Consider the following 22378-nt stretch of genomic DNA (forward strand, 5'->3'; position numbering starts at 1 on the left):
TCAGTCACCCAGATATTGAATGGTGATGTGGTATTTAAAAACGTGTTGCTCGATGCTGATCGGCTCGCGCTTGCCTTTACGCTGCAGGTAGACAATCTCCGTCACCAGCTTGCCGCTGGCGTTACGCAGTTCGCGCCGATCGCCCGTGTCAGTCAGCGTCCAGCCCTTCGGCAACTGCGGCTGCCAGGCGCTAATCGGCCAGTGGCTGAGCATCACGTCGGCCAGCACCTGGCTGGCGGGCGGCAACTGCGGCACAACGATCGACTGCTCGGTATGAATACCGGTCTCATCGTACGTCGCCAGGAACAGACGAATGCCCACGGAAGAGAGCCCGGCCAGCGTCACTTTATGCGCATCCGCGTTGAGCATCACCAGCAGGGACTGCGTTTGCCCGTTAAAGCTGCCGGTCAGCAGCTGCTGGGAGCTTACCGCCGGGCTAATGCCGGGCGGTGGGAGCGTAACGCGGGTTCCCGGCTGGAGCCAGGCCTGGGGACGCGTCTCTTGGGTATCGGTCGAATGGCTGCAGCCTGCCAGCAGCAGCGCCGCGGTTAGCGCGACGGCGCGGTAAAAAGCGTTCATTTACGTTTTCTCTCTTTCTTATCCGGCATCGCCAGCGGCGCCAGCAGGAAGGCGGTAAAAATACCGCTCACCAGCACGATACCAAAGCTGCTAATGGCCTGCGTGGCGCTGAAGACGAGCATGCCCAGCGTCAGCAGCGTGGTCATCATCGCCAGCGTAATCGCCAGCATCGAGGTCAGCGGCGTGCCGCGCGGGTTGCTGAAAAACAGCGTGTAGTTAATGCCAATGCCGAGCACCAGCACCAGCGCCAGCAGTGAAAACAGGTTTACCGGGTGGCCCGTTGCGGCCAGTACCGCCAGCCCGCAGCTCAGCGACAGCACGGACGGCACCAGGCTTATCAGCCCCTTACGCCAGCCGAGGCGCACCATCGCCCCGCAGGCAATCACCGCCAGCGCGGCAAACAGGAGCCCCGTCAGCAGCGCGCGGTAGAGGGCAAACAGGGTGTCAAAACTGGCTTTGCGATCGACCCAGACGACACCGTCATGGCGCGCGGCCAGCTCGCCGAGGGCCGCGCTGTTTTTTGCGCCGTCCACCGGTACGAGCACGCCGCTTTGACCGTCGGGCAGGGTCAGCCAGAGCAGACGCCAGCCTTCGCTGGCCGGGCTTTTAAGCCACGCGTCCACGCTGACCGGCATGGCGTCCAGATTCGGGGAGACGGCGTTGAGCCCTGCGCTTTTCAGCACGTTCGTTACCGCAGGCGCGGCGTTTTGCAGCAGCGTAAGATCGCTTTTCTGGCGGGCCAGCGAGTTCAGCGGCAGGGTGCGCCAGCGGGTAATTTCTCCCGCTTTCTGCGCCTCTGCCAGCGCCGGGGTAAAGGCTTCCAGCCGCTCCAGCGTTTGCTGAGGCGAAGCGCCATGAACCACAAACCATTTCTGATCCACGCTCTGTCCGGTCAGGGCGGTAATGGCCTTCTCCTGCGCCAGAATATCTTTCGGCAGCGCCTGCAGCTGGGCAATGTCGTCGTCCACCTTCAGCGTGCTTATTCCCACGGCGGAGAGCAGCGCCAGCGCGACGGGAAGACCAATTGACAGTTTTTTACTGCGTCGCCAGGCGGCCAGCCAGCGCAACATCAGGACCATAAAGGGAACCGGGCGCACCGGTAACCCGCAGCACAACCACGGATGCCAGAAAATCACCGTCAGGCAGGAGGCGCTCAGCCCCACGGCAGCGAATACCGCCATCTGGCGGATCCCGGGGAAGGGGGCCAGCATCATAATCAGGTAGGCGGCGACGGTCGTCAGCAGCGCCAGCAGCAGCGCATTGCGAACTTTGGCCAGGCTTTGCCAGGGAGAATGCTCCGCGCCGTGTACCATCCGTTCGGTCAGGTAGTAAAGCGTGTAGTCTGCCGAAATTCCGATGATGCTCATGCTCATCACCAGCGTCATCAGGTGCAGCTCGCCAAAGAGCAGCAGCGTCACCACCGTCCCCGCCAGCGCGCCGATGGCAATGGAGAGCACGCTCAGCAGCAGCGGGCGCAGAGAGCGGAACACCGCCACGATGAGCAGGAACACGCCAAGCAGGGTGGCGATACCCAGCGTCGAAACATCACGTTTGGCCTGCTGGCTGGCGTAATCGCTGTAGAACACGGTCCCGCGGGAAAGCAGCTGTGCCTGAGGGTAGCGGGCTTTCAGCGTCTCCTGCAGCGCGTTAAGCGTCGTCACGAGCCGGTGGGTCTGCTGCATATCAAATGATGAGCCCGCCAGCTCGCCGTGGAGCAGATACCAGTAGTTTCCCGCCTCATCTTTTGCGACCAGCCAGTCGTCCATCAGCTGCAGCTTCTGGCCGTTTTGCGCCAGAGCGAGCTGCGAGCCGCGCATCAGCATCAGGGGATCGTTTTGCAGCTCTTTGCCGCTGACGCCGGAAAAGGCCGAGTAGAGCTGAGATAAAATCCACTGCGCCTGCGCTTCTCCGCCGTTTTGCAGGCGGGCGCGGGTGGCGGGGTCAATCAGGCCATTTCGGTGCTGCCAGAAGAACTCTCCCCAGGCCTTTTGCCCGGCGGCGTCCATCGGGCCTTTGACCTCGCTGAGCGAATCAGTGCTTTGCAGCAGCGCCAGCCACTGCTGTGCCACGCGCGGATCCGGCTCTTTGCCGGGGCTGACCAGCCAGACCAGCTGGCGGTCGAGACGCTGCATAAACCCGTCGTTGAGCGCCGGCGGGATAGCCCCCAGCGTCTGCTTCGGCAGCATGGCCAGCACGCTGCTGTTCAGTCGCGCGCCGGGCAGCAGCGACAGCAACACGCCCAGCAGAATCAGGCATAGCGTGGCCCACAGCAGCGCCGGGCGCAGGGATTTACGGTGCGGCAAAGCGTTGGCGTTCGTCATCGGTCAGGCTGGCGGGCGTCAGTTGGTGGCGAGAAAGGGCGATATCGGTACGGTCGCCCTGTTTGTCGTTGAGGCGAATCGTTTCCAGATAGGTCGCGCCGCCCAGATCGAGGGTGGCGAAAATCTTGTCCAGCGGCGTCGTTTTTGGCGTAAGCACCAGCGACCAGCGGCCCGCTCCCAGGTCTTTAAAATCGATGCGGAAGTTCTCTTCCAGCACCGTGCGGTCCGCCTGGAACAGGGCGCGCAGAAGATGGTTGAACTGGAACATCTGCGGATTATTGTCGGCAGTGATGGTTTGCGGCGGCTGGCCGTTAATCGCCTGAACCATCCGCTTGTCGTCCAGCAGGAGCGTCATCGGAAACGGCGCTTTTTGATCCCACAGCAGGCCGCTGTCGCGGGCGATCAGCATTTCGCCCTGCGAGCGCAGCGGCTGCGGCATATCTTTTATCGTGCGAACCTGTTCGAAGTGCGCGCGCACCACGGGCTGCTCGGTGAAGCGCTGCTGCAGCTCATCCAGCGTCACGGCGCTGACCAGCGGGCTGACGATCAGCGCCAGTAAAGGCAACCATTTCATGGTGTTACTCCCATACGTTCAAACAGTATTGCCGGGCTCACAAAGCACATTTCGCGGGTCGCTTCTTCCACCGCCACCTGAATGGTGTAACCGGTGGTCGTGCGTTTGCCGGTCTGCGCATCGAAAATTTGATAGGCAATGCGCAGGCGGTTTTCATACTCTTCAATGTGCGCGCGGACGCGAATACGCTGCTCAAAGGTCACCGCATCGCGGTATTTCACCCGGGTGTCGACGACGGGCCAGACGTAGCCGGAGGCCTTCATCTGGCGATAGCCATAATCAAACTGATTGAGCAGCGCCTCGCGGGCGATCTCAAAGTAGCGGAAATAGTTACCGTGCCAGACCACGCCCATCATATCGACGTCGTGGAACGGAACGGTGATCTCGACTTCAGTCGTAAAGCGGGGATCGGTCAGCACCCTTTACTCCTTCTCACTGGACTCTGGCAGATGCCAGAAATCGAAAAAATTAAACCAGTCGAGCGGCGACATGAGGGCGTAATGTTCCAGCCGCTGCGCATAGCGATCGACGGTATCTTGCAGTGCCTGCTGGCGTTCACCGCGCGGCAGGCGCAGCGGGTCGGCAAACGGCTCGCAGTGCAGGACGAGCTTACCCTGCTGGCGCAGGGCGAAAATCAGCACCACCGGGCAGCGGAGGATGGAGGCCAGGATAAACGGCCCCTGTGGGAACGGTGCAGGCTGGCCCATGAATCGGCTCCAGATCACGCGCCATTCGCCGCCGCGCTGCGGATTCACCGCGATGCGATCCCCCACAATCGCGACCCATTCACCGCGCTCAAGCTTCTCTTTGATGGCAATGGCGGTGTCCGGGCCGATGTCGGTGACCGACATCAAATTCACGCCAGCTTCGGGCGCCATTTCGCTCATGATTTGCTTAAAGCGCTGGGCGTTCTCGCTGAAAACCAGGGCGTTGATGATTTTACTGCCTTCCAGCTGAGCCAGGGCCCGGCAGGCCTCTACGTCGCCAAGGTGCGAGGCCAGCAGCAGTTTGCCCTGTGGAGCCGCGATGTTTAACGCTTCGCTCGCGCCATGGGCAAAGACAATATCGCGATGAAGCTTCAGCTCGCCGCGCCAGCTGGCGACTTTATCCAGCATCGCGTTGCCGAAGCGCATGAAATGGAAAAAGCTGTTAAGCCGTGAGGGAACAGGCATGCTCCGCTGACGCAGTTCTTGCTTCACTCTCGCCATCCACTGCCGCGAGGCCTGCCGCGCCGGACGCGCGATAAGCCAGTACACGCCGATAACCGGCCACAACAGCACGGTAAAGGCCCGCCGACCCAGTAGTTCCCAGACGCGCAGCATCAGGCGCATCCCCCACAGACCCTTGACCTCGTCCTGCTGCGCCCAGTGCTGGCGGCGTCGACGGAAAAGCAGGCCGGGCATGCGGGGCAGCATGCCGAAGAAGAGCCGGGTATGCATCAGGGAGATCCGCACGTTATCTTTTAGCGCGTCGAAGTGGGACAAACCGTCCTGCGGATAGGTCACGCGCGTGGGCAGAAAGACGCTGGTGTTGCCCTGCCAGTAGAGACGAACCATCACTTCGGTGTCAAAGTCCATCCGCTTGCCGAGCGGTTCGCGCGCTGCCAGTCGCAGCGTGGGGGAAACCGGATAGACCCGAAAGCCGCACATGCTGTCTTTAAGCTGCAGCGATAAGGTTTCAATCCACACCCAAACGTGGGTGATCCAGCGTCCGTAAAGTCGGGAGCGCGGAATAGAGTCATCGTAAATGGGCTGGCCGGAAATCAGCGCGTCCGGGTGGCGCTCCGCCAGCGCCAGCAGTTTGGGGATATCTTCAATGGCGTGTTGACCATCCGCATCCACCTGCACGGCGTGGGTGTAACCCGTCCGCGCGCACTCCTCCAGCCCTCTGATGACCGCGGCACCTTTTCCGGCGTTTTGCGCCAGACGAACCAGCGTCATCTGCGGCTGCTCCGCCGCCAGGCGCTCAAGCTCCCGACGGGTGACTGCGTCGCTGCCGTCATCCACCACCAGGCACGGCAGGCCGAACGGCGCGAGACGTGACAATACGCTGGCAATCATCGCGCCGTGGTTGTAGCACGGGATCAGCACGCAGGGACGAAAGATTACTGACATAGACGAATTTTCCCGCTGCTGGCGGTGTGGCGCTCAGCCCCGGCATGGCGTTGATAGCTGAAGGTCAGCATCTGACGTTCGGCATGCCACTCAAGCATCAGCGTCACCGTGGTTTCCGGCAGCAGTGGTGCCTGAAACTTCACGTTTTGAATGCTGTGAAAGCGATAGCCCGGTGCCAGTAACGTCGTGGCGTAGTGCATCACCCAGTCAAGCTGCGCAACGCCGGGCAGCAGCGGTTGTACGGCGAAATGGCCCTGAAACCAGAACAGCGTTGCGTCGAGATGCAAAACGATCTCCAGCTTCTCCGGCTGTGTCTGGTGGCGCTCAATTTCATGAATTTTCATGAAATAACTCCTCTAACTGCGCATAGACACGCTTGTTCATACTGTTTACCGGCATTTCATCAACGATGCGCCAGTAGCGCGGCACCGCGACAGGTTCAAGCCACGGCAGCAGGGCGCGACGCCAGGCGAACTCCTGCGCTTTTTTATCCTGCACATACCCGCGCTGACGGGCCGTTTCATCCAGAACCAGCAGGGCGCCAATCCCCTGACGACCCCCGCGCGTGACCGGCAGTGCGGCCGCTTCGCAAATACCGTCGAGCTCCAGCAGGCGGCGTTCGATCTCGTTAAGCGAGATGCGTTTTTCTTCAATTTTGACCACCCGCCCGCGGCGACCGGCGATGCTGAAAAGCCCCTCGCTGTCGAAGTGCAGGATATCGTCGAGCTGGAGCCCTTCTGGCTTATGGATCAGTGGCGACGTAACGCGACAGGCGTCATCTTCCTGATGGAAGATCACGCCGGGGAACGGTAGCCAGGGCACGTTATCCTCCTGACGATGGCGCCAGGCGAGGATCCCGGTTTCGGTACTGCCATAAATTTCATCCGGCCAAAGGTTAAGCCAGCCGGAGGTGGTCGAGACGTCACGCCAGGGCAGCATTCCACCTGCTGAAATCAGCATCCTGACGGGCGGCGCGGCAAGCTCGGTATCCAGGCGCTTCAGGAACGCCGGGCTGCTGATGAACAGGTATTGCCTGTCAGGAGGCAGGGCGGCCAGTTGTTCTGCGTAATAGAGCATCGCGGCATGCAGCGGCAGGCCCAGCGCCATCGGCAAGACGATACGGAATGTCAGGCCATACAGATGTTGCGGTACGACCGAGGCCACAATGCTGCATCCGGCCAGACGCTCACCAAAGCGGTTAGCCAGCAGGCGGGCTTCGCGATCCAGACTGACGATGTGCTTAACCACCCGGCGCGGCGTGCCCGTGGAGCCTGAGGTGAACAGTTCAACGAAGCGGTTTTCGTCAATGGGCGGCAGAGGCACCCAGTGGCTGGCTGTCTGGTGGCTGGAGGCAACCACAATCTGTTTCCCATGAAAACCAAGAGTCCGATCGCTCAGAACGCCGCTAAACAAAGATTGCTGTTCTTCAAGCTGCGAGACGCGGCTATGGCCGGGAATGACCGGTGTTTTACCGGCGTGCAGCGAGGCCAGCAGCGCAACAATAAACAGGTAGCTGTTTTCAAAGCACAGCGCCCAGCGCTCGCCTTCCTGCTGACGCAGGGTCTCGACCAGTAAGGTTACATCGTGGCGCAACTGGCCCAGCGTCCAGGTACGATCGTCAAGCCATGCAACAGGCGTGTCGTCAGGGCGCGGCGCATTTAACCACTGGCCCAGCGGAAGGGGGTTAGTCATTGTGCATCTCTTTTTTTATCACCCGCTGGCGCACCAGCCACTCTGCTGCCATCAGCATCCCCATCAGGATGTAAGCCACCATACCGTTCCATAGCGTCCACAGATGCATGTCGCCGTGGAGGACGGTAAACAGCGCCATCGTGCCGTTGCCGACGAAAAAACCGCACCAGACGAGGGTCACCTTACGGGTATAGCGCACGCCCTCCGGGGGCAAGTTCGGCTCGCGCAAGCGCGCCAGTCGTTCGACAAGCGGCATCGCTGTCCACAGCGAACCGCCAAACACGGCCAGCATGACAAGGTTGACGACCACCGGGTAGAGCAGCAGCCACTGGTGGGCTTTCAGCAGGTAGCTTGCCGTGCAGAGGGCGATCCCCGCCAGCGCCACGCACTGCACCACATACCGCATCGGGCTTGTGTTCCGCTGCGCCTGACGCAGCCGCAGCAGTAACACCAGAGCCATCACGGGTAATAGCCACTGCAGGCTGTTATGCGCCAGCCCAAATCCAATCAGGAAGGGCCACGCCAGCAGCATCAACCCCGTCAGAAGTGGGATGATCGGGAATGTCCGTCCGCCGCGCACGACGTCTTACTCTTCGCGCAGAAGCTGTTCGACGGCGTCTACCACATCCTGAACGGTACGAACCGATTTGAAGGTTTCCGGCTTGATTTTCTTGCCCGTTTTCTTCTGCAGATGAACAATCATGTCCACCGCATCAATGCTGTCCAGCTCCAGGTCTTCGTAAAGACGGGCTTCAGGGGTAATATCCTGCGGGTCGATTTCAAACAGTCGGGTCAGAAGGCCACAGACTTCCTGATAAATGGTTTCTTGTTCGGTCATCGTGATCACATCTCAGGCGCGTTGAGCGTTGATAAAGGACGCCAGCGTGGCGACGGAAAAGAAGTGCTGGCGCATCTCTTCGCTTTCAGCAGAAAGCACCACGCCATACTGGTTTTTCACGGCCAGACCCAGTTCCAGCGCGTCGATAGAGTCGAGACCCAGCCCATCGCCAAACAGCGCGGCATCGGTATCAATATCCTCTGCGGTAAGCTCGTCCAGATTCAGCGTGGTGATAATGAGATTCTTAATTTCAAGATAAAGCGCTTGCATCATTAATTCCTGACAAAGATTGAAGGCCTGATGTTAATCGATGCTGTAGATGCCGGTTTAACTGCCTTGCCGCCAGCGCCGGTTCTTGTTCATTTGCATCGTAAAATTCGTCGATGTTCACGCGGTCGCGGACATCCACGGTGAAGACAGGTTTTTCTGGCGGCACATCATACCAGCGACTTTTTTTATCCAGCAGATGTTCGCTACAGTGGATCAGCACCACCCGCAGATCGCTGTTACAGCGCACGGCGATATTTGCTGCGCCGCGCTGGAGGGAAATAGCTTCACCAGACCGGGTACGTGTGCCTTCCGGGAAGATTAACAGCGTGTCGCCCTGAGCCAGACGCTGCTGGCTTGCAGCCAGCAGAGGCTCGGCTTCGCTGTTAATGAGGTAATCCGCCGCGCGGATGACGCCGCTGACAAACGGATTGCGCAGCAGCGCGCTTTTCACCAGACAGTCGGTTTCTGGCATCACCGATGCCAGAATCACGTAGTCAATTAACGTGGGGTGGTTAGCCACCACCAGACAACCCCGATCGTTGCGCAGGGCGTCAAGATTGTGAATGCGATAGTCCAGTACCCCGAGGCCACGGGCAACGGTCAGGAAGAAGCGGAAGCTGGCCGCAATGCTGCGCCGCGCAAGGCGACGGCGGTTGGTGCGGTCGCGCTGGACGATCAGCAGCAGGTTGAACCATACCAGTGACAGCAGCAGCCCGCCCACGCCAAACAGCACGAAGCAGAATCCGGTCATCACCAGACGCCATAACCAGTTAATTCGGGCAGTCAGGCGGTTCATGCGCGCGTCCATTGCCACAGCAAACGTTCGCCGGGTACCACAAACTGGCGTGCCTCGCTGAGATAGCGTTGCAGGAACACCAGGCTTTGCGGAAGGGCGGGTTCATCCCCCGTGCTGCCGCTGCGGGTTTCACACTGCAATTCCTTGCCGGATTCAATCACCAGCGCCAGCGCGTAGGGCCAGGTGGGCATCTGGTGCGGTAACGCCGGGTGGTAAAATTCCGGCAGTGCGCCGTCAAAATCGACCAGCAAGACCCGGGAGTAGCCCGCCTGCAGCAGGCTCAGGACTTCACATAATGCCTGCTGGAAGGTGTCCAGCCCGGCAGAAATGGATGACGAGACGATTGCCTGGCGTGCGGTAATCGTGAGATTGCCCACCGCCGAGTTGTGCACGGACATGGCGAAGTCGGTAGGCGATACGGATTGCCCCGTCGCCAGAGCATGCAGAATACGGTAGTTGCGCTCCAGCTCGCCGTGGCGGCTGGAATAGACGACGGCATCAATGGCGTGGTGTTGCAGCATAGCGAGACCAATGTCCACCGCCAGCTTACTGCCTGAATTGAGGCGGCGCGCGGTCATCATGGGTAAAGCGGTCAGCCGGGGAAGCGGGGCCGCTGGATCGACGGGCAGCTGCAGGCGTGACCACGCCTGCCACTCTGTGGCATCGCTGAGTCCTGGGGCTCTCGCCTGCCAGTCGATAATGTTCAGTGAAAATTTCATCTACGCGCGTCCGCGAAAAAAAACCGTATTCAAAGGGCAGACCTGGCCACCCGGGCAGCTAAGCTGCTCTATTGTTCACGTTTGGTGCATATCAGCAGGGTATGACCGACCCCAAGGTTATCCAGACGCTGTTCAACGCTGAAACCTGCGCTCTCCAGGTATCGATAAAACGCCTCTACGCTATAAAACCGGCTATTGCCATTCGCCATACAGGTGAAATAGAGCGAGGTGGCATTCAGGCTGAAAGAGGCCGCTTCAAACTTCTGGGCATCCCAGAAAAGCTCCATGATGCACAAACGTGCGCCTGGCTTCATGACCTGTGCGACGCGCGTCAGCATGGCGACAATCTGATCCGGAGAGAAACAATCCAGAAACTGGCTCATCCACCAGACGTCGGCCTCACCCGGCAAGGCTGCTGGGCTAAGCATATCGACAGCATGGAATCCAATACGATGAGAAAAACCTGCTTTTGCGATGTTTTCCTGCGCCAGCGCTATCTGCTGCGGCAGGTCGAGGATCGTCACGGCAACATTTTCGTCATAGCGGCAGCAGCGTAACGCCCATTTACCCGTATTTCCGCCCACATCGTACAATTTTGTCGGCGAGCTTGCGAATATATATGGCAAAGCGGCATCAAACGCGGCGTCGGAATAGTAATGATCAAAGGCGAACCAGCTCTCTTTCGCCTGAGCCGGTAATTGGGATAATGCCGGATAGATGGTTGGCCAGTTGCCAAACACCGCTAATCCCGCAGGTTTTTCTTCCTTCAGGGCGTCCGCCAGGTGAAATAGCCCTTTGTAACAAACGTCCTGAGTGAAATCCATATTTACGCGGGTCATTTCATCGTGCAGTAAAAAGTGGCCCACTTTCGCCAGAAAATAACGTCCATGCTGTTGGGTAACGATCCGCCCGCTTAATCCCATATCCAGCAGTACGCTGACGCCATAGCTGCCGAGCGTGCTGTGTTCGGTTATTTCCTCGAGGCTGGCACCCTCTTTACCTTGTTTATCGAGCCAGGCGAGAATGCCTGAGTTACGCAGACAAAGCGCGGTCTGAAATAACATCGGAGCAAAAGCGATGCGTTGCGCTTCGGTAATGGCATCCAGTGCGCTGAGCGTATCCTTTTCGTACATTGCTGCGTAACCTTTCAGGGCAAGAAATAGGGGTTATCGGGCCATATGCGGCCCGACTTTAGAAAAATATTACAGTGCGGCGCCCGCGGAGAGGTTCAGCTGAATATCGTGGTCGAGGTTATTCACCCAACGGTTATAATTTTTGTGAATTTTACCGTCAGCCGCTTTCAGGTTCATACTGCTTTCGTAGTTAATGGAATAGCTTGTGGCGGAATAAGGAATACGCACGTCGACCGAGTGGTCGCGCGCCTGCAGACGACCTTTGATAACGCCCGGACCGGCTTCCGTCATGATCCAGTCACGTTTTTGTCCTGCTTTCAAAATCGCTGTTTTTACCTGGTCGGCGGTATGACCCGCGCTCACAGTAGAGTGAACCTGAGCGATTGGGGCAGTACGCGCACAGCCTGCCAGTGCGCCAACGAATACGGCGGCAGCACACCATTTAACGATCTTTTTCATCAACAACTCCATATCAATAATAACAATTAAAGGTAGTGGTTTTTACAAATAATATTCATCCGGCGTTTCTTATGTGCCAGATGTTTTTTTAATCAATATTAAGGTTTGCATTACGTTGACGCGAAGGCGGGCATAATAACATGGAAAATAATTAACAATTTCATTTTTTTTAATTTGCGTTAAATCATGATTTGCGTTTCAACGTAATGCGACCGACGTAAACAAAAACAGAATTAATATTTCCTTAACGCAAATAAAAATACCGCGACAGGTTATGAACGCGGTAATTTAAGGCGGATTATTGGCGGTTTAAACCTACCTATACAGGTAGGTCAGCTACCCGGGCAACCTGCTTTTCGGCCTTCCCGGCCCGAGCAAAATGGCCAGCTTGCTGCCGCCTTTGGTGGTCTCCATCCAGATCTTACACACGCTGGTCAGGGGGACCGAGAGCAGCATACCGACCGGGCCCAGCAGCCATCCCCAAACCAGTAAGGATAAAAAGACGACCAGCGTCGACATGCCGAGCCGGTGCCCCATCATGCGTGGTTCGAGAATATTGCCCAGCACCATGTGCACGACGAGGAATAACGCGCCGACCAGCATACATTCGTAGAAACCGTTAAACAGAAACGCCTGAATCATCGGCGGCACGGCGGAAAGCACCGCGCCAATGTTGGGCACGTAGTTCAGCAGAAACGCCAGCACGCCCCACATCAGCGCGAACTGCACGTTCATCAGCATCAGCCCCAGCCAGACGATGATCCCGGTCCAGACGCTCAGCAGCGTTTTCAGCGCCAGATATTTAGAGACGCCCTTCAGCGCCCGGTGTAAGCCAGCAATGTGAATTTGTGGGTTATTCAGTGCAAAGCGCAGCTTATACGGGACGTGGCGGACTTCAAACAGCATAAACACCACCGTCATGACCAGCAGCAGAATGCTGGCCATCGCGCCGGAAAGCCCCGTCATCAAGGTGGTGGCGTAGGTCATGACCTTCTCGGAGTCCATCCTGCGCAGCATCCGTTCGGGAGAGATATGCAGATTAAGGAAAGGCACCATCTCCTGGAGTGCGACGATCTTACGCGTCAGCTCTTTGTTGTACTGCGGCAGCATGGTGGAGAATTCACTCAGCGAGGCCGCCAGCACGCCGAAGAGCGCCGTCAGGGCAATCAGCATCACGATGACGACGATAGTGATGGCGACCGGGCGGCTAACGCCCCGGCGCAGAAACCAGGTGACCAGAGGATTAAGCACAATGGCAAAAAAGAGCGCCAGCAGGAGCTGAACTATGATGTCGGCGGCCGCATGGATACCCGCAAGGATAACCACCAGACAGGCGAGTTTTAATAAGATGTGGAGTCCTGCTTTGTCGGACGGGTTAGCGATCATGCGCGTTCCTTAATGTGATGACCCGGTAAGTGTAGTGCCCGGGCCTCGCTTCGTCTGGCACCGTTAATCTGAAAGTCGCTGCTGATTTTCTTATTGGGGCGTGGTAATAGTGAAACACTGTTGTAAAAAATCCAGGTAGAACCCCATGCTCGAACCTGCCGCTGAACCGGCACTGAGCGGACTGCGCCTCAATCTGCGCATCGTTTCCGTTGTGATTTTTAACTTTGCCAGCTATCTCACCATCGGCCTGCCGCTGGCGGTTCTGCCGGGCTATGTCCATGACGTCATGGGCTTCAGTGCCTTCTGGGCGGGGCTGGTGATTAGCCTGCAGTATTTCGCCACGCTCCTGAGCCGCCCGCATGCCGGGCGCTACGCGGACACGTTCGGTCCAAAAAGCATCGTGGTGGTGGGATTGTGCGGCTGTTTCCTCAGTGGCCTGAGCTACCTGCTGGCTGCCTCAGCCAGCCACTGGCCGCTGGTCAGCCTGGCGCTGCTCTGCCTGGGCCGCGTCATCCTCGGCATTGGGCAAAGCCTGGCGGGAACCGGCTCGACGCTCTGGGGCGTGGGGGTTGTCGGGACGCCACACATTGGTCGGGTGATCTCCTGGAACGGGATTGTCACCTACGGCGCGATGGCGCTCGGTGCGCCGCTCGGCGTGGCCTGCTATGCGTTTGGCGGGCTGTATGGACTGTCGCTCACCATTATGGCGGTCGCGCTTGTGGCGATTCTGTTTGCGCTGCCGCGCCCGACAGTGAAGGCCAGCAAGGGCAAGCCGCTGCCGTTCCGGGCGGTGCTCGGGCGGGTCTGGCCATACGGGATGGCGCTGGCGCTGGCGACCACCGGCTTCGGGGTCATCGCCACCTTCATTACCCTGTTCTATGACGCCAAAGGCTGGGACGGCGCGGCCTTTGCGTTAACCCTGTTCAGCTGTGCGTTTGTTGGCGCGCGCCTGCTTTTCCCTAACGGCATCAACCGTCTGGGCGGGCTGAACGTGGCGACGATCTGCTTTGCGGTAGAGATTGTCGGGCTGCTGTTGACCGGCGTAGCCAGCGCGCCCTGGATGGCGAAAATGGGCGTATTTCTCGCGGGAGCCGGTTTTTCACTGGTCTTCCCGGCGCTGGGCGTGGTCGCGGTAAAAGCGGTACCGCAGCAGAACCAGGGGGCGGCGCTGGCGACCTATACGGTATTTATGGATATGTCGTTGGGCATTACCGGGCCGCTGGCAGGGCTGGTAATGGCTTGGGCGGGGGTACCGGTGATCTATCTTGCCGCGGCGGGTCTGGTCATGATGGCATTGCTGCTGACGTGGCGGTTAAAAAAATGGCCCCCGGTGCAGGCACCGGAGGCCACGTCATCATCGTGAAACGTTACTGGATTACGATGGTGTTAATGATGTTTTCAGCAGCCGTCTGCGCTTTCTGCTGATCTTCCGCTGGCAGGGTGATCTGCAGGGTCAGGAGTTTGTTATCGACCTTGCCCAGCACGACAGAGGAGTACGCGGTCTGGCCTTTCGCAGAGATGATGCTGTCCAGCTGCTGTAGCTTATGGCCTTTCAACTCGATGGATTTATTGGTCACGACCTGCAGCTGCGGGTCGCGGCCGCGCTGCTGATCTTCCAGACGTTTGGACAGGACCGCCAGATCTTCGCTGGTGTCGTCGCCCACAATCACAATGACCGCTTTCTGCCCGGTTGCGTCGGAGTAAACGTGCATGTTATTCGCCTGAGTGCCCAGCTTGCCGCTCTGGTCAGTCATATCGGCTGGCAGAGAGAAGCTAAGTTTGCCATCCATCAGATTCACCGGCTGGCCGGTCGCATTGCTTTCTGCGGATGCGCCCTGAGCAGGCGTTTTCGTGTCGCTGTTATCACAGGCTGCAAGACCCACAACCAGCAGGCCAATCCCGACATATTTAACCAGATTGCGCATTGACTTCTTCCTTTCGATAAACGGCCATAACGGCTCATTCGCTCATCTTATCACAACTGATAAAGCGAACCCTTAACCAGCCTGCAATGCCGTGATTTCAGATTTATCTGCCAGCCTTTTCAGCAGCATATTCAGCAGCACGCCGTACATGGGCAGGAAGAACACAATGCTGATGAGCACCTTGAAGCAGTAGTCCACCAGCGCGATTTCCATCCAGTGTTCGGCCATGAACGCATCCGGGCTACGCCAGAAGGCGATGAAGAAGAAGGCCAGCGTATCGCTCACGTTACCGAACAGCGTGGAGGCGGTGGGTGCCATCCACCAGCGATGATTCTGACGCAGGCGATTAAACACGTGCACGTCCAGAATCTGCCCCAGCGCGTAGGCCATAAAGCTTGCTGCGGCGATACGGGCGACAAACAGGTTGAAGTGGGTTAACGCCTCAAAACCCTGCCAGCTTCCCATATAAAACAGGGACGAAACCCCGTACGAGATGAACAGCGCCGGGAGCATGACCGCAAAAATAATGCGGCGAGCCAGCGGTGCGCCAAAAATACGCACGGTCAGATCGGTGGCGAGGAAAATAAACGGAAAGCTGAACGCGCCCCAGGTGGTATGAAAACCAAAGATGGAGATAGGGAGCTGCACCAGATAGTTGCTGGAGGTGATCACCAGCAAATGGAAAAGCGAAAGCCAGAACAACGCTTTTACGCGCTGTGATTCAGAAAACTGCGTCATATTGTGACCTTTTTATACGTTGGGGTGAGGGAACCCAATAAAAACCGCAGCATGATACTGCTTTGGCGGGACATTGCAATGGTTAGTTTTTACGCAATCGTTAACCTGGTTTGCATTGACCGCAACGGGGCGTAAACTACAGCCGTTTTTACCTGACCGAGAAGATCATGACCGACCTGTTTTCCAGCCCAGACCACACTCTTGATGCCCAGGGCCTTCGCTGCCCGGAACCGGTAATGATGGTACGTAAAACCGTGCGCAACATGCAGACCGGTGAAACGCTGCTGATCGTTGCCGACGACCCGGCCACGACCCGCGACATTCCCGGTTTTTGTACCTTTATGGAGCATGAGCTGGTGGCGCAGCAGACTGAGGCGCTGCCGTACCGGTATTTGATTCGTAAGGGGTAAGTTTTGTAGGCCGGGTAAGGCGAAGCCGCCACCCGGCGAATATGTTTCCTCTGCGGCCTGATGCCCTCACCCCGGCCCTCTCCCACGGGGAGAGGGAGCAAACACTAAAAATGGCCACGTAGTGGCCATTTTGCTTTTACCTAGCCCTTCATCCACGCCCGGATCCCGTCCAGGAACATCTGCGTTGCCATCATCACCAGAATGAGCCCCATCAGGCGCTCCAGCGCGTTTACCCCTTTTTCGCCCAGCAGGCGCAGGAACAAGGACGACTGCAGCAGGATGATAAACGTCCCGCCCCAGGCAATCAGCAGGGCAATGACCAGATGGCTCATCTGGTTCGGATACTGGTGCGACAGCAGCATCAGCGTCGCCAGAATGGTTGGCCCCGCGACGAGCGGGATCGCCAGCGGCACAATAAACGGCTCTTCACCCGCAGGCAGGCCGCTGCTGCTGCCTTCCGCGCTCGGGAAAATCATCTTAATCGCAATCAGGAACAGAATAATCCCGCCGGAAATCGACACGGTTTCAGCGCGCAGGTTCAGGAAGGCGAGGATTTTTTCACCCGCAAACAGGAAGATAAACATCACCAGCAGGGCGATGAGCAGCTCGCGGATCATGATCGCCCGGCGGCGCTTCGGCTCGGTGTGCTTCAACACCGACATGAAGATCGGCAGGTTACCCAGGGGATCCATTATCAGGATCAATAAAACCGCGGCGGAAATGATTTCACTCATGTAAATTATCCCTGAATTTCTCTAAGGTTATTATGATAATTAGCTGTATTTCTGATTGCCGGGCAATCATCGATTAATTTCGCTTGCGACTTTGGCTGCATTTTGTAATGTGAAGCATATCCCAGTTCAATACTGGCTTGCACAATCAGCACACACCCTCAGCAGGAAAAAAATGCTATGAAAAACGTTGGTTTTATCGGCTGGCGCGGTATGGTCGGCTCTGTACTCATGCAACGCATGGTTGAAGAGCGCGATTTCGACGCTATCCGCCCGGTCTTCTTCTCCACTTCCCAGCTCGGCCAGGCTGCTCCGTCCTTTGGTGGTACCACAGGCACGTTGCAGGATGCTTACGATCTGGAAGCGCTGAAGGCACTCGACATTATTGTGACCTGCCAGGGCGGCGATTATACCAACGAAATCTATCCAAAGCTGCGTGAAAGCGGCTGGCAGGGCTACTGGATTGACGCGGCCTCGTCGCTGCGCATGAAAGACGATGCCATCATCATTCTCGACCCGGTTAACCAGGGCGTGATCGCCGATGGCCTGAACAACGGCGTAAAAACCTTTGTTGGCGGCAACTGCACCGTCAGCCTGATGCTAATGTCCCTCGGCGGCCTGTTCGCGCAGGATCTGGTGGAGTGGGTCTCCGTGGCGACCTACCAGGCGGCGTCCGGCGGCGGCGCGCGTCATATGCGCGAGCTGCTGACCCAGATGGGCCAGCTGCACCAGAGCGTCGCGACCGAGCTGGCAAACCCGGCGTCGGCTATTCTCGATATCGAGCGTAAAGTGACCGAGCTGACCCGCAGCGGCGAGCTGCCGGTGGATAACTTTGGCGTACCGCTGGCCGGCGGACTGATCCCGTGGATCGACAAGCAGCTGGATAACGGCCAGACCCGAGAAGAGTGGAAAGGCCAGGCCGAGACCAACAAAATCCTCAATACCGCGAACACCATTCCGGTTGACGGTCTGTGCGTGCGTATCGGCGCGCTGCGCTGCCACAGCCAGGCCTTCACCATTAAACTGAAAAAAGATGTGTCTATTCCGACCGTGGAAGAGCTGCTGGCCGCGCACAACCCGTGGGCGAAAGTGGTGCCAAACGATCGCGATATCACCATGCGCGAGCTGACCCCGGCAGCGGTGACCGGCACGCTGACCACGCCGGTTGGCCGTCTGCGTAAGCTGAACATGGGGCCGGAGTATCTCTCCGCGTTCACCGTCGGTGACCAGCTCCTGTGGGGCGCCGCTGAGCCGCTGCGCCGCATGCTGCGCCAGCTGGCGTAATAATTTGTTAAATACCGGGGGTGATTTTCACCCCTTTTTTTTGCGTACTACATGGAGTAACACGCGTATGTCTTATTTTTTATCAGGAGTCATTTAGAGCGTTGGCTATGCTTTAAGGAAGAGTCATTTCTTACCTGAGGTTCGAACGGAGCAGAATGGATGCACATTTTTGTGCTGTCCCGTTCAGGTCACATTAAAAGTCGTCCCGGAGCGCTTAAAAAGGACGACATAAAAACAGGATGAATACCATGTCCGATCGTGTGGATAGAGACGTGATTAATGCGCTTATTGCGGGTCATTTCGCTGACCCCTTTTCTGTGCTTGGGATGCACCGTACTGAGGCAGGCCTGGAAGTTCGTGCCCTGTTGCCGGATGCCATAGAAGTTTGGGTGATTGAACCCAAAACCGGCCGCAAAGTCGGTAACCTTGAATGCCTCGATTCCCGTGGCTTCTTCTCGGGCGTGATGCCCCGTCGTAAAAACCCTTTTCGCTATCAGCTCGCCGTTCTCTGGCACGGTCAGCAAAACCTGATTGACGATCCCTACAGCTTCGGCCCTCTGCTTAAAGAGATGGATGCCTGGCTGCTCTCCGAGGGGACCCATCTGCGTCCTTATGAAACGCTGGGCGCCCATGCCGATACCATGGACGGCATCACCGGCACGCGGTTCTCCGTGTGGGCGCCCAATGCCCAGCGCGTCTCCGTTGTCGGCCAGTTCAACTACTGGGACGGCCGCCGTCACCCGATGCGCCTGCGTCGGGAAACAGGCATCTGGGAGTTGTTTATCCCCGGGGCGCACCACGGGCAGCTTTATAAATTCGAGATGATCGACGCCCACGGCAAGCTGCGCATTAAAGCCGACCCGTATGCCTTCGAAGCGCAGATGCGCCCGGATACCGCGTCGCTGATCTGCGGCCTGCCGGAGAAGGTCGTCCAGACGGAGGAGCGTAAACAGGCCAACCGTTTTGATGCGCCAATATCCGTTTATGAAGTCCATCTCGGCTCCTGGCGCCGCCATACCGATAACAACTTCTGGCTGAGTTACCGGGAGCTTGCCGACCAGCTGGTGCCATACGCCAAATGGATGGGCTTTACCCACCTTGAGCTGCTGCCGGTCAACGAGCATCCGTTCGACGGCAGCTGGGGCTATCAGCCCACCGGGCTGTATGCGCCGACCCGCCGCTTCGGCACCCGCGACGACTTTCGCTATTTCATTGATGCCGCGCACGCCGCCGGGCTGAACGTGATCCTCGACTGGGTGCCGGGCCATTTCCCGGCGGATGATTTTGCGCTGGCAGAGTTTGACGGCACGAAGCTGTACGAGCATAGCGATCCGCGCGAGGGCTATCACCAGGACTGGAACACGCTGATTTACAACTACGGTCGCCGTGAAGTGTCGAACTACCTGGTCGGGAATGCCCTGTACTGGATCGAGCGGTTTGGCATTGACGCCCTGCGCGTGGATGCGGTGGCGTCAATGATCTACCGCGACTACAGCCGCAAAGAGGGGGAGTGGATCCCGAACGAGTTTGGCGGCCGTGAAAACCTGGAAGCCATTGAATTCCTGCGTAATACCAACCGCATTATCGGCGAGCAGGTGGACGGTGCCGTGACCATGGCGGAAGAGTCCACCGACTTTGCGGGCGTCTCCCGTCCGCCGTCATCAGGCGGCCTGGGGTTCTGGTATAAGTGGAACCTGGGCTGGATGCACGACACGCTCGACTACATGAAGCTGGATCCGGTTTACCGTAAGTATCATCACGATAAGCTGACGTTCGGGATGCTCTACAACTACACCGAAAACTTCATGCTGCCGCTGTCGCACGATGAGGTGGTACACGGTAAAAAATCGATTCTCGACCGCATGCCGGGCGACGCGTGGCAGAAGTTTGCCAACCTGCGCGCCTATTACGGCTGGATGTTTGCCTTCCCGGGCAAGAAACTGCTGTTCATGGGCAATGAGTTCGCCCAGGGGCGCGAGTGGAACCACGACGCCAGCCTCGACTGGCATCTGCTGGAAGGCGGCGACAACTGGCACCACGGGGTGCAGCGTCTGGTGCGCGATCTGAACCTGACCTATCGCCACCACAAAGCGCTGCACGAGCTCGACTTCGATCCGTACGGCTTTGAATGGCTGGTGGTGGACGACCATGAGCGCTCGGTGTTTGTCTTTGTGCGTCGTGACAAGGCGGGTAACGAGATCATCGTCGCCAGCAACTTCACCCCGGTGCCGCGCGAACACTACCGCTTCGGCATTAACCAGCCGGGCAAATGGCGTGAAATTCTGAATACCGACTCAATGCACTACCACGGCAGCAATGCCGGTAACGGTGGGCTGGTACAGAGCGACGCCATTGAAAGCCACGGGCGACCCAACTCCCTGAGCCTGACGCTGCCGCCACTTGGCACCATCTGGCTGATGCGGGAGGGCGAATGACGCAGCTTACGGCAGGTAAACCCGAACCGCTCGGGGCGCATTTTGACGGAAAAGGGGTGAACTTCACCCTCTTTTCCGCTCACGCCGAGCGGGTTGAACTGTGCGTGTTTGACGGGGAAGGTAACGAGCACCGTTACGATTTACCCGCGCGCACGGGGGATACCTGGCACGGCTACCTGGCCGGAGGACGGCCCGGCATGCACTATGGCTTTCGCGTTCACGGTCCGTGGGAGCCCGCGCAGGGGCACTGGTTTAACCCGGCGAAGCTGCTAATTGATCCGTGCGCGCACCGCGTGGACGGCGAATTTAAAGATGACCCGCTCTTCCACGTGGGCTACGGCGAGCCCGACCACCGCGACAGCGCGTCCGTCGCGCCAAAAAGCGTGGTGGTGAACGATCTTTATGACTGGGAAGACGATGCCCCGCCGCAGACGCCGTGGGGCAAGACCGTCATTTATGAAGCCCACGTCAAAGGGCTGACCTACCTGCATCCGTCGATCCCCAAAGAGATGCGCGGCACCTACAAGGCGCTCGGGCATCCCACCATGATTGCCTACCTGAAACACCTCGGCATCACCGCTCTGGAACTGCTCCCCGTTGCCCATTTTGCCAGCGAGCCGCGTCTGCAGCGGCTGGGGCTGAGCAACTACTGGGGCTATAACCCGCTGGCGATGTTCGCGCTCGAGCCGCGCTATGCCGTCCATCCGGAAAAGGCGCGGGACGAGTTCCGCGATGCGGTGAAGGCGCTCCACGCGGCGGGCATTGAGGTCATTCTGGACGTGGTGCTGAACCACAGCGCAGAAAGCGATCTCGACGGCCCGACGCTCTCCATGCGCGGAATTGATAACCGTAGCTATTATTGGATCAGGCACGATGGCGATTATGAGAACTGGACCGGCTGCGGTAACACGCTCAATCTCAGCCATCCGGCGGTTACGCATTTTGCGTATGAATGCCTGAAATACTGGGTGGAGACGTTCCACGTCGACGGTTTTCGTTTCGACCTGGCGCCCGTCATGGGACGCACGCCGGCGTTCAGCCAGCAGGCGCCATTGTTTGAGGCGATAAAAAACTGTCCGGTGCTCTCGCAGGTGAAGCTGATTGCCGAGCCGTGGGACATTGGTGAAGGCGGTTATCAGGTCGGGAATTTCCCGCCGCTGTTTGCCGAGTGGAACGACCACTACCGCGACGCCGTACGCCGCTTCTGGCTGGAGCGGAACCTGTCGCTGGGGGAATTTGCCGGGCGCTTTGCCGCGTCGAGCGATCTCTTTAAGCGCGACGGCAAACGCCCGTCGGCCACCGTTAATCTGTTGACGGCGCACGACGGTTTTACGCTCAGGGACTGCGTTTGTTTCAATCAGAAACACAATGAGGCGAACGGCGAAGAGAATCGCGATGGCACTAACAATAACCATAGCTTTAATCATGGTATAGAAGGGTTAGGCGGAAGTCTGGATGTGATAGAGCGGCGACGCGCCAGCGTTCATGCGCTGCTGACAACGCTTTTACTGTCGCAGGGCACGCCGATGCTGCTGGCAGGCGACGAGCATGGTCACAGCCAGCACGGTAACAACAACGCCTATTGCCAGGACAACACCTTAACCTGGCTCGACTGGGGTGAAGCCAACAGCGGGCTGATTCATTTTACCGCTGCGCTGATCCATCTTCGCCAGCAGATCCCCGCGCTGACCGCCAACAGCTGGTGGGAAGAGGGTGACGGCAACGTTCGCTGGCTGAATAAAGACGCGCAACCGTTAAGCGCGCAAGAGTGGCAACACGGCGTACCACGCCTGCAAATCCTGCTGTCGGATAAATGGCTGGTCACGCTGAACGCGACGGATGACGTCGCAGAGATTGTTTTACCTGACGGGGAGTGGCGAGCCGTTCCCCCCTTTGCCGGAGCGGATAATCCGGTAGTAATGGCTGTCTGGCACGGGCCTGCGCACGGAGTGTGCGTATACCAAAGATGATAAA

General features: G+C 58.3%; 23 protein-coding genes. 5 read left to right on the top strand and 18 right to left on the bottom strand.

What is annotated here, in order from left to right:
- The 15 genes from ACOTXF_RS09490 to ACOTXF_RS09560 form a co-directional block, all read right to left on the bottom strand.
- Window positions 1-579, bottom strand: coding sequence for a DUF3261 domain-containing protein (locus ACOTXF_RS09490; RefSeq protein ID WP_008503090.1), 579 nt, complete (start codon window positions 577-579; stop codon window positions 1-3).
- Window positions 576-2900, bottom strand: coding sequence for an MMPL family transporter (locus ACOTXF_RS09495; protein ID WP_047745213.1), 2325 nt, complete (start codon window positions 2898-2900; stop codon window positions 576-578). Before ACOTXF_RS09495 ends, ACOTXF_RS09490 begins: the two co-directional genes overlap by 4 nt.
- Window positions 2869-3474 carry an outer membrane lipoprotein carrier protein LolA gene (locus ACOTXF_RS09500; protein WP_047745214.1) on the bottom strand — a complete coding sequence of 202 codons (606 nt, stop codon included), beginning with the start codon at window positions 3472-3474 and terminating at the stop codon, window positions 2869-2871. The genes ACOTXF_RS09495 and ACOTXF_RS09500 overlap by 32 nt, the downstream gene beginning before the upstream one ends.
- A complete protein-coding gene (locus ACOTXF_RS09505; RefSeq protein ID WP_008503087.1) occupies window positions 3471-3893 on the bottom strand; it encodes an acyl-CoA thioesterase in 423 nt (140 codons plus the stop codon). Before ACOTXF_RS09505 ends, ACOTXF_RS09500 begins: the two co-directional genes overlap by 4 nt.
- A gap of 3 nt (window positions 3894-3896) precedes the next feature.
- Window positions 3897-5588, bottom strand: coding sequence for a glycosyltransferase family 2 protein (locus tag ACOTXF_RS09510; RefSeq protein WP_047745215.1), 1692 nt, complete (start codon window positions 5586-5588; stop codon window positions 3897-3899).
- Window positions 5579-5932, bottom strand: coding sequence for a hydroxymyristoyl-ACP dehydratase (locus ACOTXF_RS09515; RefSeq protein WP_008503085.1), 354 nt, complete (start codon window positions 5930-5932; stop codon window positions 5579-5581). The genes ACOTXF_RS09510 and ACOTXF_RS09515 overlap by 10 nt, the downstream gene beginning before the upstream one ends.
- Complete coding sequence (locus tag ACOTXF_RS09520; RefSeq protein WP_048963132.1) at window positions 5919-7280, bottom strand: acyl-CoA synthetase; 1362 nt, start codon at window positions 7278-7280, stop codon at window positions 5919-5921. Before ACOTXF_RS09520 ends, ACOTXF_RS09515 begins: the two co-directional genes overlap by 14 nt.
- The gene (locus ACOTXF_RS09525; protein ID WP_023294735.1) at window positions 7273-7812 is read right to left on the bottom strand and encodes a hypothetical protein; all 540 of its coding nucleotides are present in this window, start codon (window positions 7810-7812) and stop codon (window positions 7273-7275) included. The genes ACOTXF_RS09520 and ACOTXF_RS09525 overlap by 8 nt, the downstream gene beginning before the upstream one ends.
- Window positions 7813-7866: 54 nt before the next feature.
- A complete protein-coding gene (locus tag ACOTXF_RS09530; protein WP_008503082.1) occupies window positions 7867-8118 on the bottom strand; it encodes an acyl carrier protein in 252 nt (83 codons plus the stop codon).
- Between the two features lie 12 nt (window positions 8119-8130).
- A complete protein-coding gene (locus ACOTXF_RS09535; RefSeq protein ID WP_008503081.1) occupies window positions 8131-8388 on the bottom strand; it encodes a phosphopantetheine-binding protein in 258 nt (85 codons plus the stop codon).
- Window positions 8369-9184, bottom strand: a complete 816-nt coding sequence (locus tag ACOTXF_RS09540) for a lysophospholipid acyltransferase family protein (RefSeq protein ID WP_008503080.1) — start codon at window positions 9182-9184, stop codon at window positions 8369-8371. The genes ACOTXF_RS09535 and ACOTXF_RS09540 overlap by 20 nt, the downstream gene beginning before the upstream one ends.
- Window positions 9181-9903 carry a beta-ketoacyl synthase chain length factor gene (locus ACOTXF_RS09545; protein ID WP_008503079.1) on the bottom strand — a complete coding sequence of 241 codons (723 nt, stop codon included), beginning with the start codon at window positions 9901-9903 and terminating at the stop codon, window positions 9181-9183. Before ACOTXF_RS09545 ends, ACOTXF_RS09540 begins: the two co-directional genes overlap by 4 nt.
- Before the next feature lie 68 nt (window positions 9904-9971).
- Window positions 9972-11036: a class I SAM-dependent methyltransferase gene (locus ACOTXF_RS09550; RefSeq protein WP_008503077.1), complete on the bottom strand. Its 1065-nt coding sequence runs from the start codon at window positions 11034-11036 to the stop codon at window positions 9972-9974.
- Between the two features lie 69 nt (window positions 11037-11105).
- Entirely contained in the window at window positions 11106-11495 is a 390-nt protein-coding gene (locus ACOTXF_RS09555; protein WP_008503076.1) for a hypothetical protein, read from the bottom strand.
- Between the two features lie 336 nt (window positions 11496-11831).
- Window positions 11832-12881 (bottom strand): AI-2E family transporter, encoded by a 1050-nt coding sequence (locus tag ACOTXF_RS09560; protein WP_008503075.1) that lies wholly within the window; start codon window positions 12879-12881, stop codon window positions 11832-11834.
- A 145-nt stretch (window positions 12882-13026) separates the two neighbouring features.
- On the opposite strand from ACOTXF_RS09560, the gene ACOTXF_RS09565 reads away from it, so the two are divergent.
- Entirely contained in the window at window positions 13027-14244 is a 1218-nt protein-coding gene (locus ACOTXF_RS09565) for an MFS transporter (protein ID WP_047745222.1), read from the top strand.
- Between the two features lie 4 nt (window positions 14245-14248).
- Here the strand turns inward: ACOTXF_RS09565 and ACOTXF_RS09570 are convergent, their stop codons facing one another.
- Both ACOTXF_RS09570 and ACOTXF_RS09575 read right to left on the bottom strand, forming a co-directional pair.
- Entirely contained in the window at window positions 14249-14806 is a 558-nt protein-coding gene (locus ACOTXF_RS09570; RefSeq protein ID WP_008503073.1) for a DcrB family lipoprotein, read from the bottom strand.
- A 72-nt stretch (window positions 14807-14878) separates the two neighbouring features.
- Entirely contained in the window at window positions 14879-15544 is a 666-nt protein-coding gene (locus tag ACOTXF_RS09575) for a 7-cyano-7-deazaguanine/7-aminomethyl-7-deazaguanine transporter (RefSeq protein ID WP_008503072.1), read from the bottom strand.
- A gap of 167 nt (window positions 15545-15711) precedes the next feature.
- Between ACOTXF_RS09575 and tusA the strand changes: the two genes are divergently transcribed.
- Complete coding sequence (gene tusA, locus ACOTXF_RS09580; RefSeq protein WP_023615786.1) at window positions 15712-15954, top strand: sulfurtransferase TusA; 243 nt, start codon at window positions 15712-15714, stop codon at window positions 15952-15954.
- A 140-nt stretch (window positions 15955-16094) separates the two neighbouring features.
- On the opposite strand, the gene yhgN is transcribed toward tusA, so the two are convergent.
- The gene (yhgN, locus tag ACOTXF_RS09585) at window positions 16095-16688 is read right to left on the bottom strand and encodes an NAAT family transporter YhgN (protein WP_003861574.1); all 594 of its coding nucleotides are present in this window, start codon (window positions 16686-16688) and stop codon (window positions 16095-16097) included.
- Window positions 16689-16865: 177 nt separating this feature from the next.
- Between yhgN and asd the strand changes: the two genes are divergently transcribed.
- From asd to glgX, 3 genes are all read left to right on the top strand, one after another.
- Window positions 16866-17969 carry an aspartate-semialdehyde dehydrogenase gene (asd, locus tag ACOTXF_RS09590; protein ID WP_021242179.1) on the top strand — a complete coding sequence of 368 codons (1104 nt, stop codon included), beginning with the start codon at window positions 16866-16868 and terminating at the stop codon, window positions 17967-17969.
- Between the two features lie 248 nt (window positions 17970-18217).
- On the top strand, window positions 18218-20404 hold the full coding sequence (glgB, locus tag ACOTXF_RS09595) for a 1,4-alpha-glucan branching enzyme (protein ID WP_232926890.1): 2187 nt from the start codon (window positions 18218-18220) through the stop codon (window positions 20402-20404).
- Entirely contained in the window at window positions 20401-22374 is a 1974-nt protein-coding gene (glgX, locus tag ACOTXF_RS09600; RefSeq protein ID WP_232926892.1) for a glycogen debranching protein GlgX, read from the top strand. The genes glgB and glgX overlap by 4 nt, the downstream gene beginning before the upstream one ends.
- Window positions 22375-22378 lie beyond the last annotated feature (4 nt).

Origin of the sequence: Enterobacter cloacae complex sp. IR53041, assembly GCF_049238285.1 — a bacterium.
GTDB lineage: Bacteria > Pseudomonadota > Gammaproteobacteria > Enterobacterales > Enterobacteriaceae > Enterobacter > Enterobacter roggenkampii.

Coding starts and splice junctions, on each gene's coding strand:
- glgB (WP_232926890.1), top strand. CDS start 18,218: ATGTCCGATCGTGTGGATAGAGACGTGATTAATGCGCTTATTGCGGGT.
- asd (WP_021242179.1), top strand. CDS start 16,866: ATGAAAAACGTTGGTTTTATCGGCTGGCGCGGTATGGTCGGCTCTGTA.
- ACOTXF_RS09515 (WP_008503085.1), bottom strand. CDS start 5,932: ATGAAAATTCATGAAATTGAGCGCCACCAGACACAGCCGGAGAAGCTG.
- ACOTXF_RS09575 (WP_008503072.1), bottom strand. CDS start 15,544: ATGACGCAGTTTTCTGAATCACAGCGCGTAAAAGCGTTGTTCTGGCTT.
- ACOTXF_RS09560 (WP_008503075.1), bottom strand. CDS start 12,881: ATGATCGCTAACCCGTCCGACAAAGCAGGACTCCACATCTTATTAAAA.
- ACOTXF_RS09550 (WP_008503077.1), bottom strand. CDS start 11,036: ATGTACGAAAAGGATACGCTCAGCGCACTGGATGCCATTACCGAAGCG.
- ACOTXF_RS09525 (WP_023294735.1), bottom strand. CDS start 7,812: ATGCTGCTGGCGTGGCCCTTCCTGATTGGATTTGGGCTGGCGCATAAC.
- ACOTXF_RS09530 (WP_008503082.1), bottom strand. CDS start 8,118: ATGACCGAACAAGAAACCATTTATCAGGAAGTCTGTGGCCTTCTGACC.
- glgX (WP_232926892.1), top strand. CDS start 20,401: ATGACGCAGCTTACGGCAGGTAAACCCGAACCGCTCGGGGCGCATTTT.
- ACOTXF_RS09490 (WP_008503090.1), bottom strand. CDS start 579: ATGAACGCTTTTTACCGCGCCGTCGCGCTAACCGCGGCGCTGCTGCTG.
- tusA (WP_023615786.1), top strand. CDS start 15,712: ATGACCGACCTGTTTTCCAGCCCAGACCACACTCTTGATGCCCAGGGC.
- ACOTXF_RS09500 (WP_047745214.1), bottom strand. CDS start 3,474: ATGAAATGGTTGCCTTTACTGGCGCTGATCGTCAGCCCGCTGGTCAGC.
- ACOTXF_RS09570 (WP_008503073.1), bottom strand. CDS start 14,806: ATGCGCAATCTGGTTAAATATGTCGGGATTGGCCTGCTGGTTGTGGGT.
- ACOTXF_RS09540 (WP_008503080.1), bottom strand. CDS start 9,184: ATGAACCGCCTGACTGCCCGAATTAACTGGTTATGGCGTCTGGTGATG.
- ACOTXF_RS09535 (WP_008503081.1), bottom strand. CDS start 8,388: ATGCAAGCGCTTTATCTTGAAATTAAGAATCTCATTATCACCACGCTG.
- ACOTXF_RS09545 (WP_008503079.1), bottom strand. CDS start 9,903: ATGAAATTTTCACTGAACATTATCGACTGGCAGGCGAGAGCCCCAGGA.
- ACOTXF_RS09520 (WP_048963132.1), bottom strand. CDS start 7,280: ATGACTAACCCCCTTCCGCTGGGCCAGTGGTTAAATGCGCCGCGCCCT.
- ACOTXF_RS09555 (WP_008503076.1), bottom strand. CDS start 11,495: ATGAAAAAGATCGTTAAATGGTGTGCTGCCGCCGTATTCGTTGGCGCA.
- ACOTXF_RS09510 (WP_047745215.1), bottom strand. CDS start 5,588: ATGTCAGTAATCTTTCGTCCCTGCGTGCTGATCCCGTGCTACAACCAC.
- yhgN (WP_003861574.1), bottom strand. CDS start 16,688: ATGAGTGAAATCATTTCCGCCGCGGTTTTATTGATCCTGATAATGGAT.
- ACOTXF_RS09495 (WP_047745213.1), bottom strand. CDS start 2,900: ATGACGAACGCCAACGCTTTGCCGCACCGTAAATCCCTGCGCCCGGCG.
- ACOTXF_RS09565 (WP_047745222.1), top strand. CDS start 13,027: ATGCTCGAACCTGCCGCTGAACCGGCACTGAGCGGACTGCGCCTCAAT.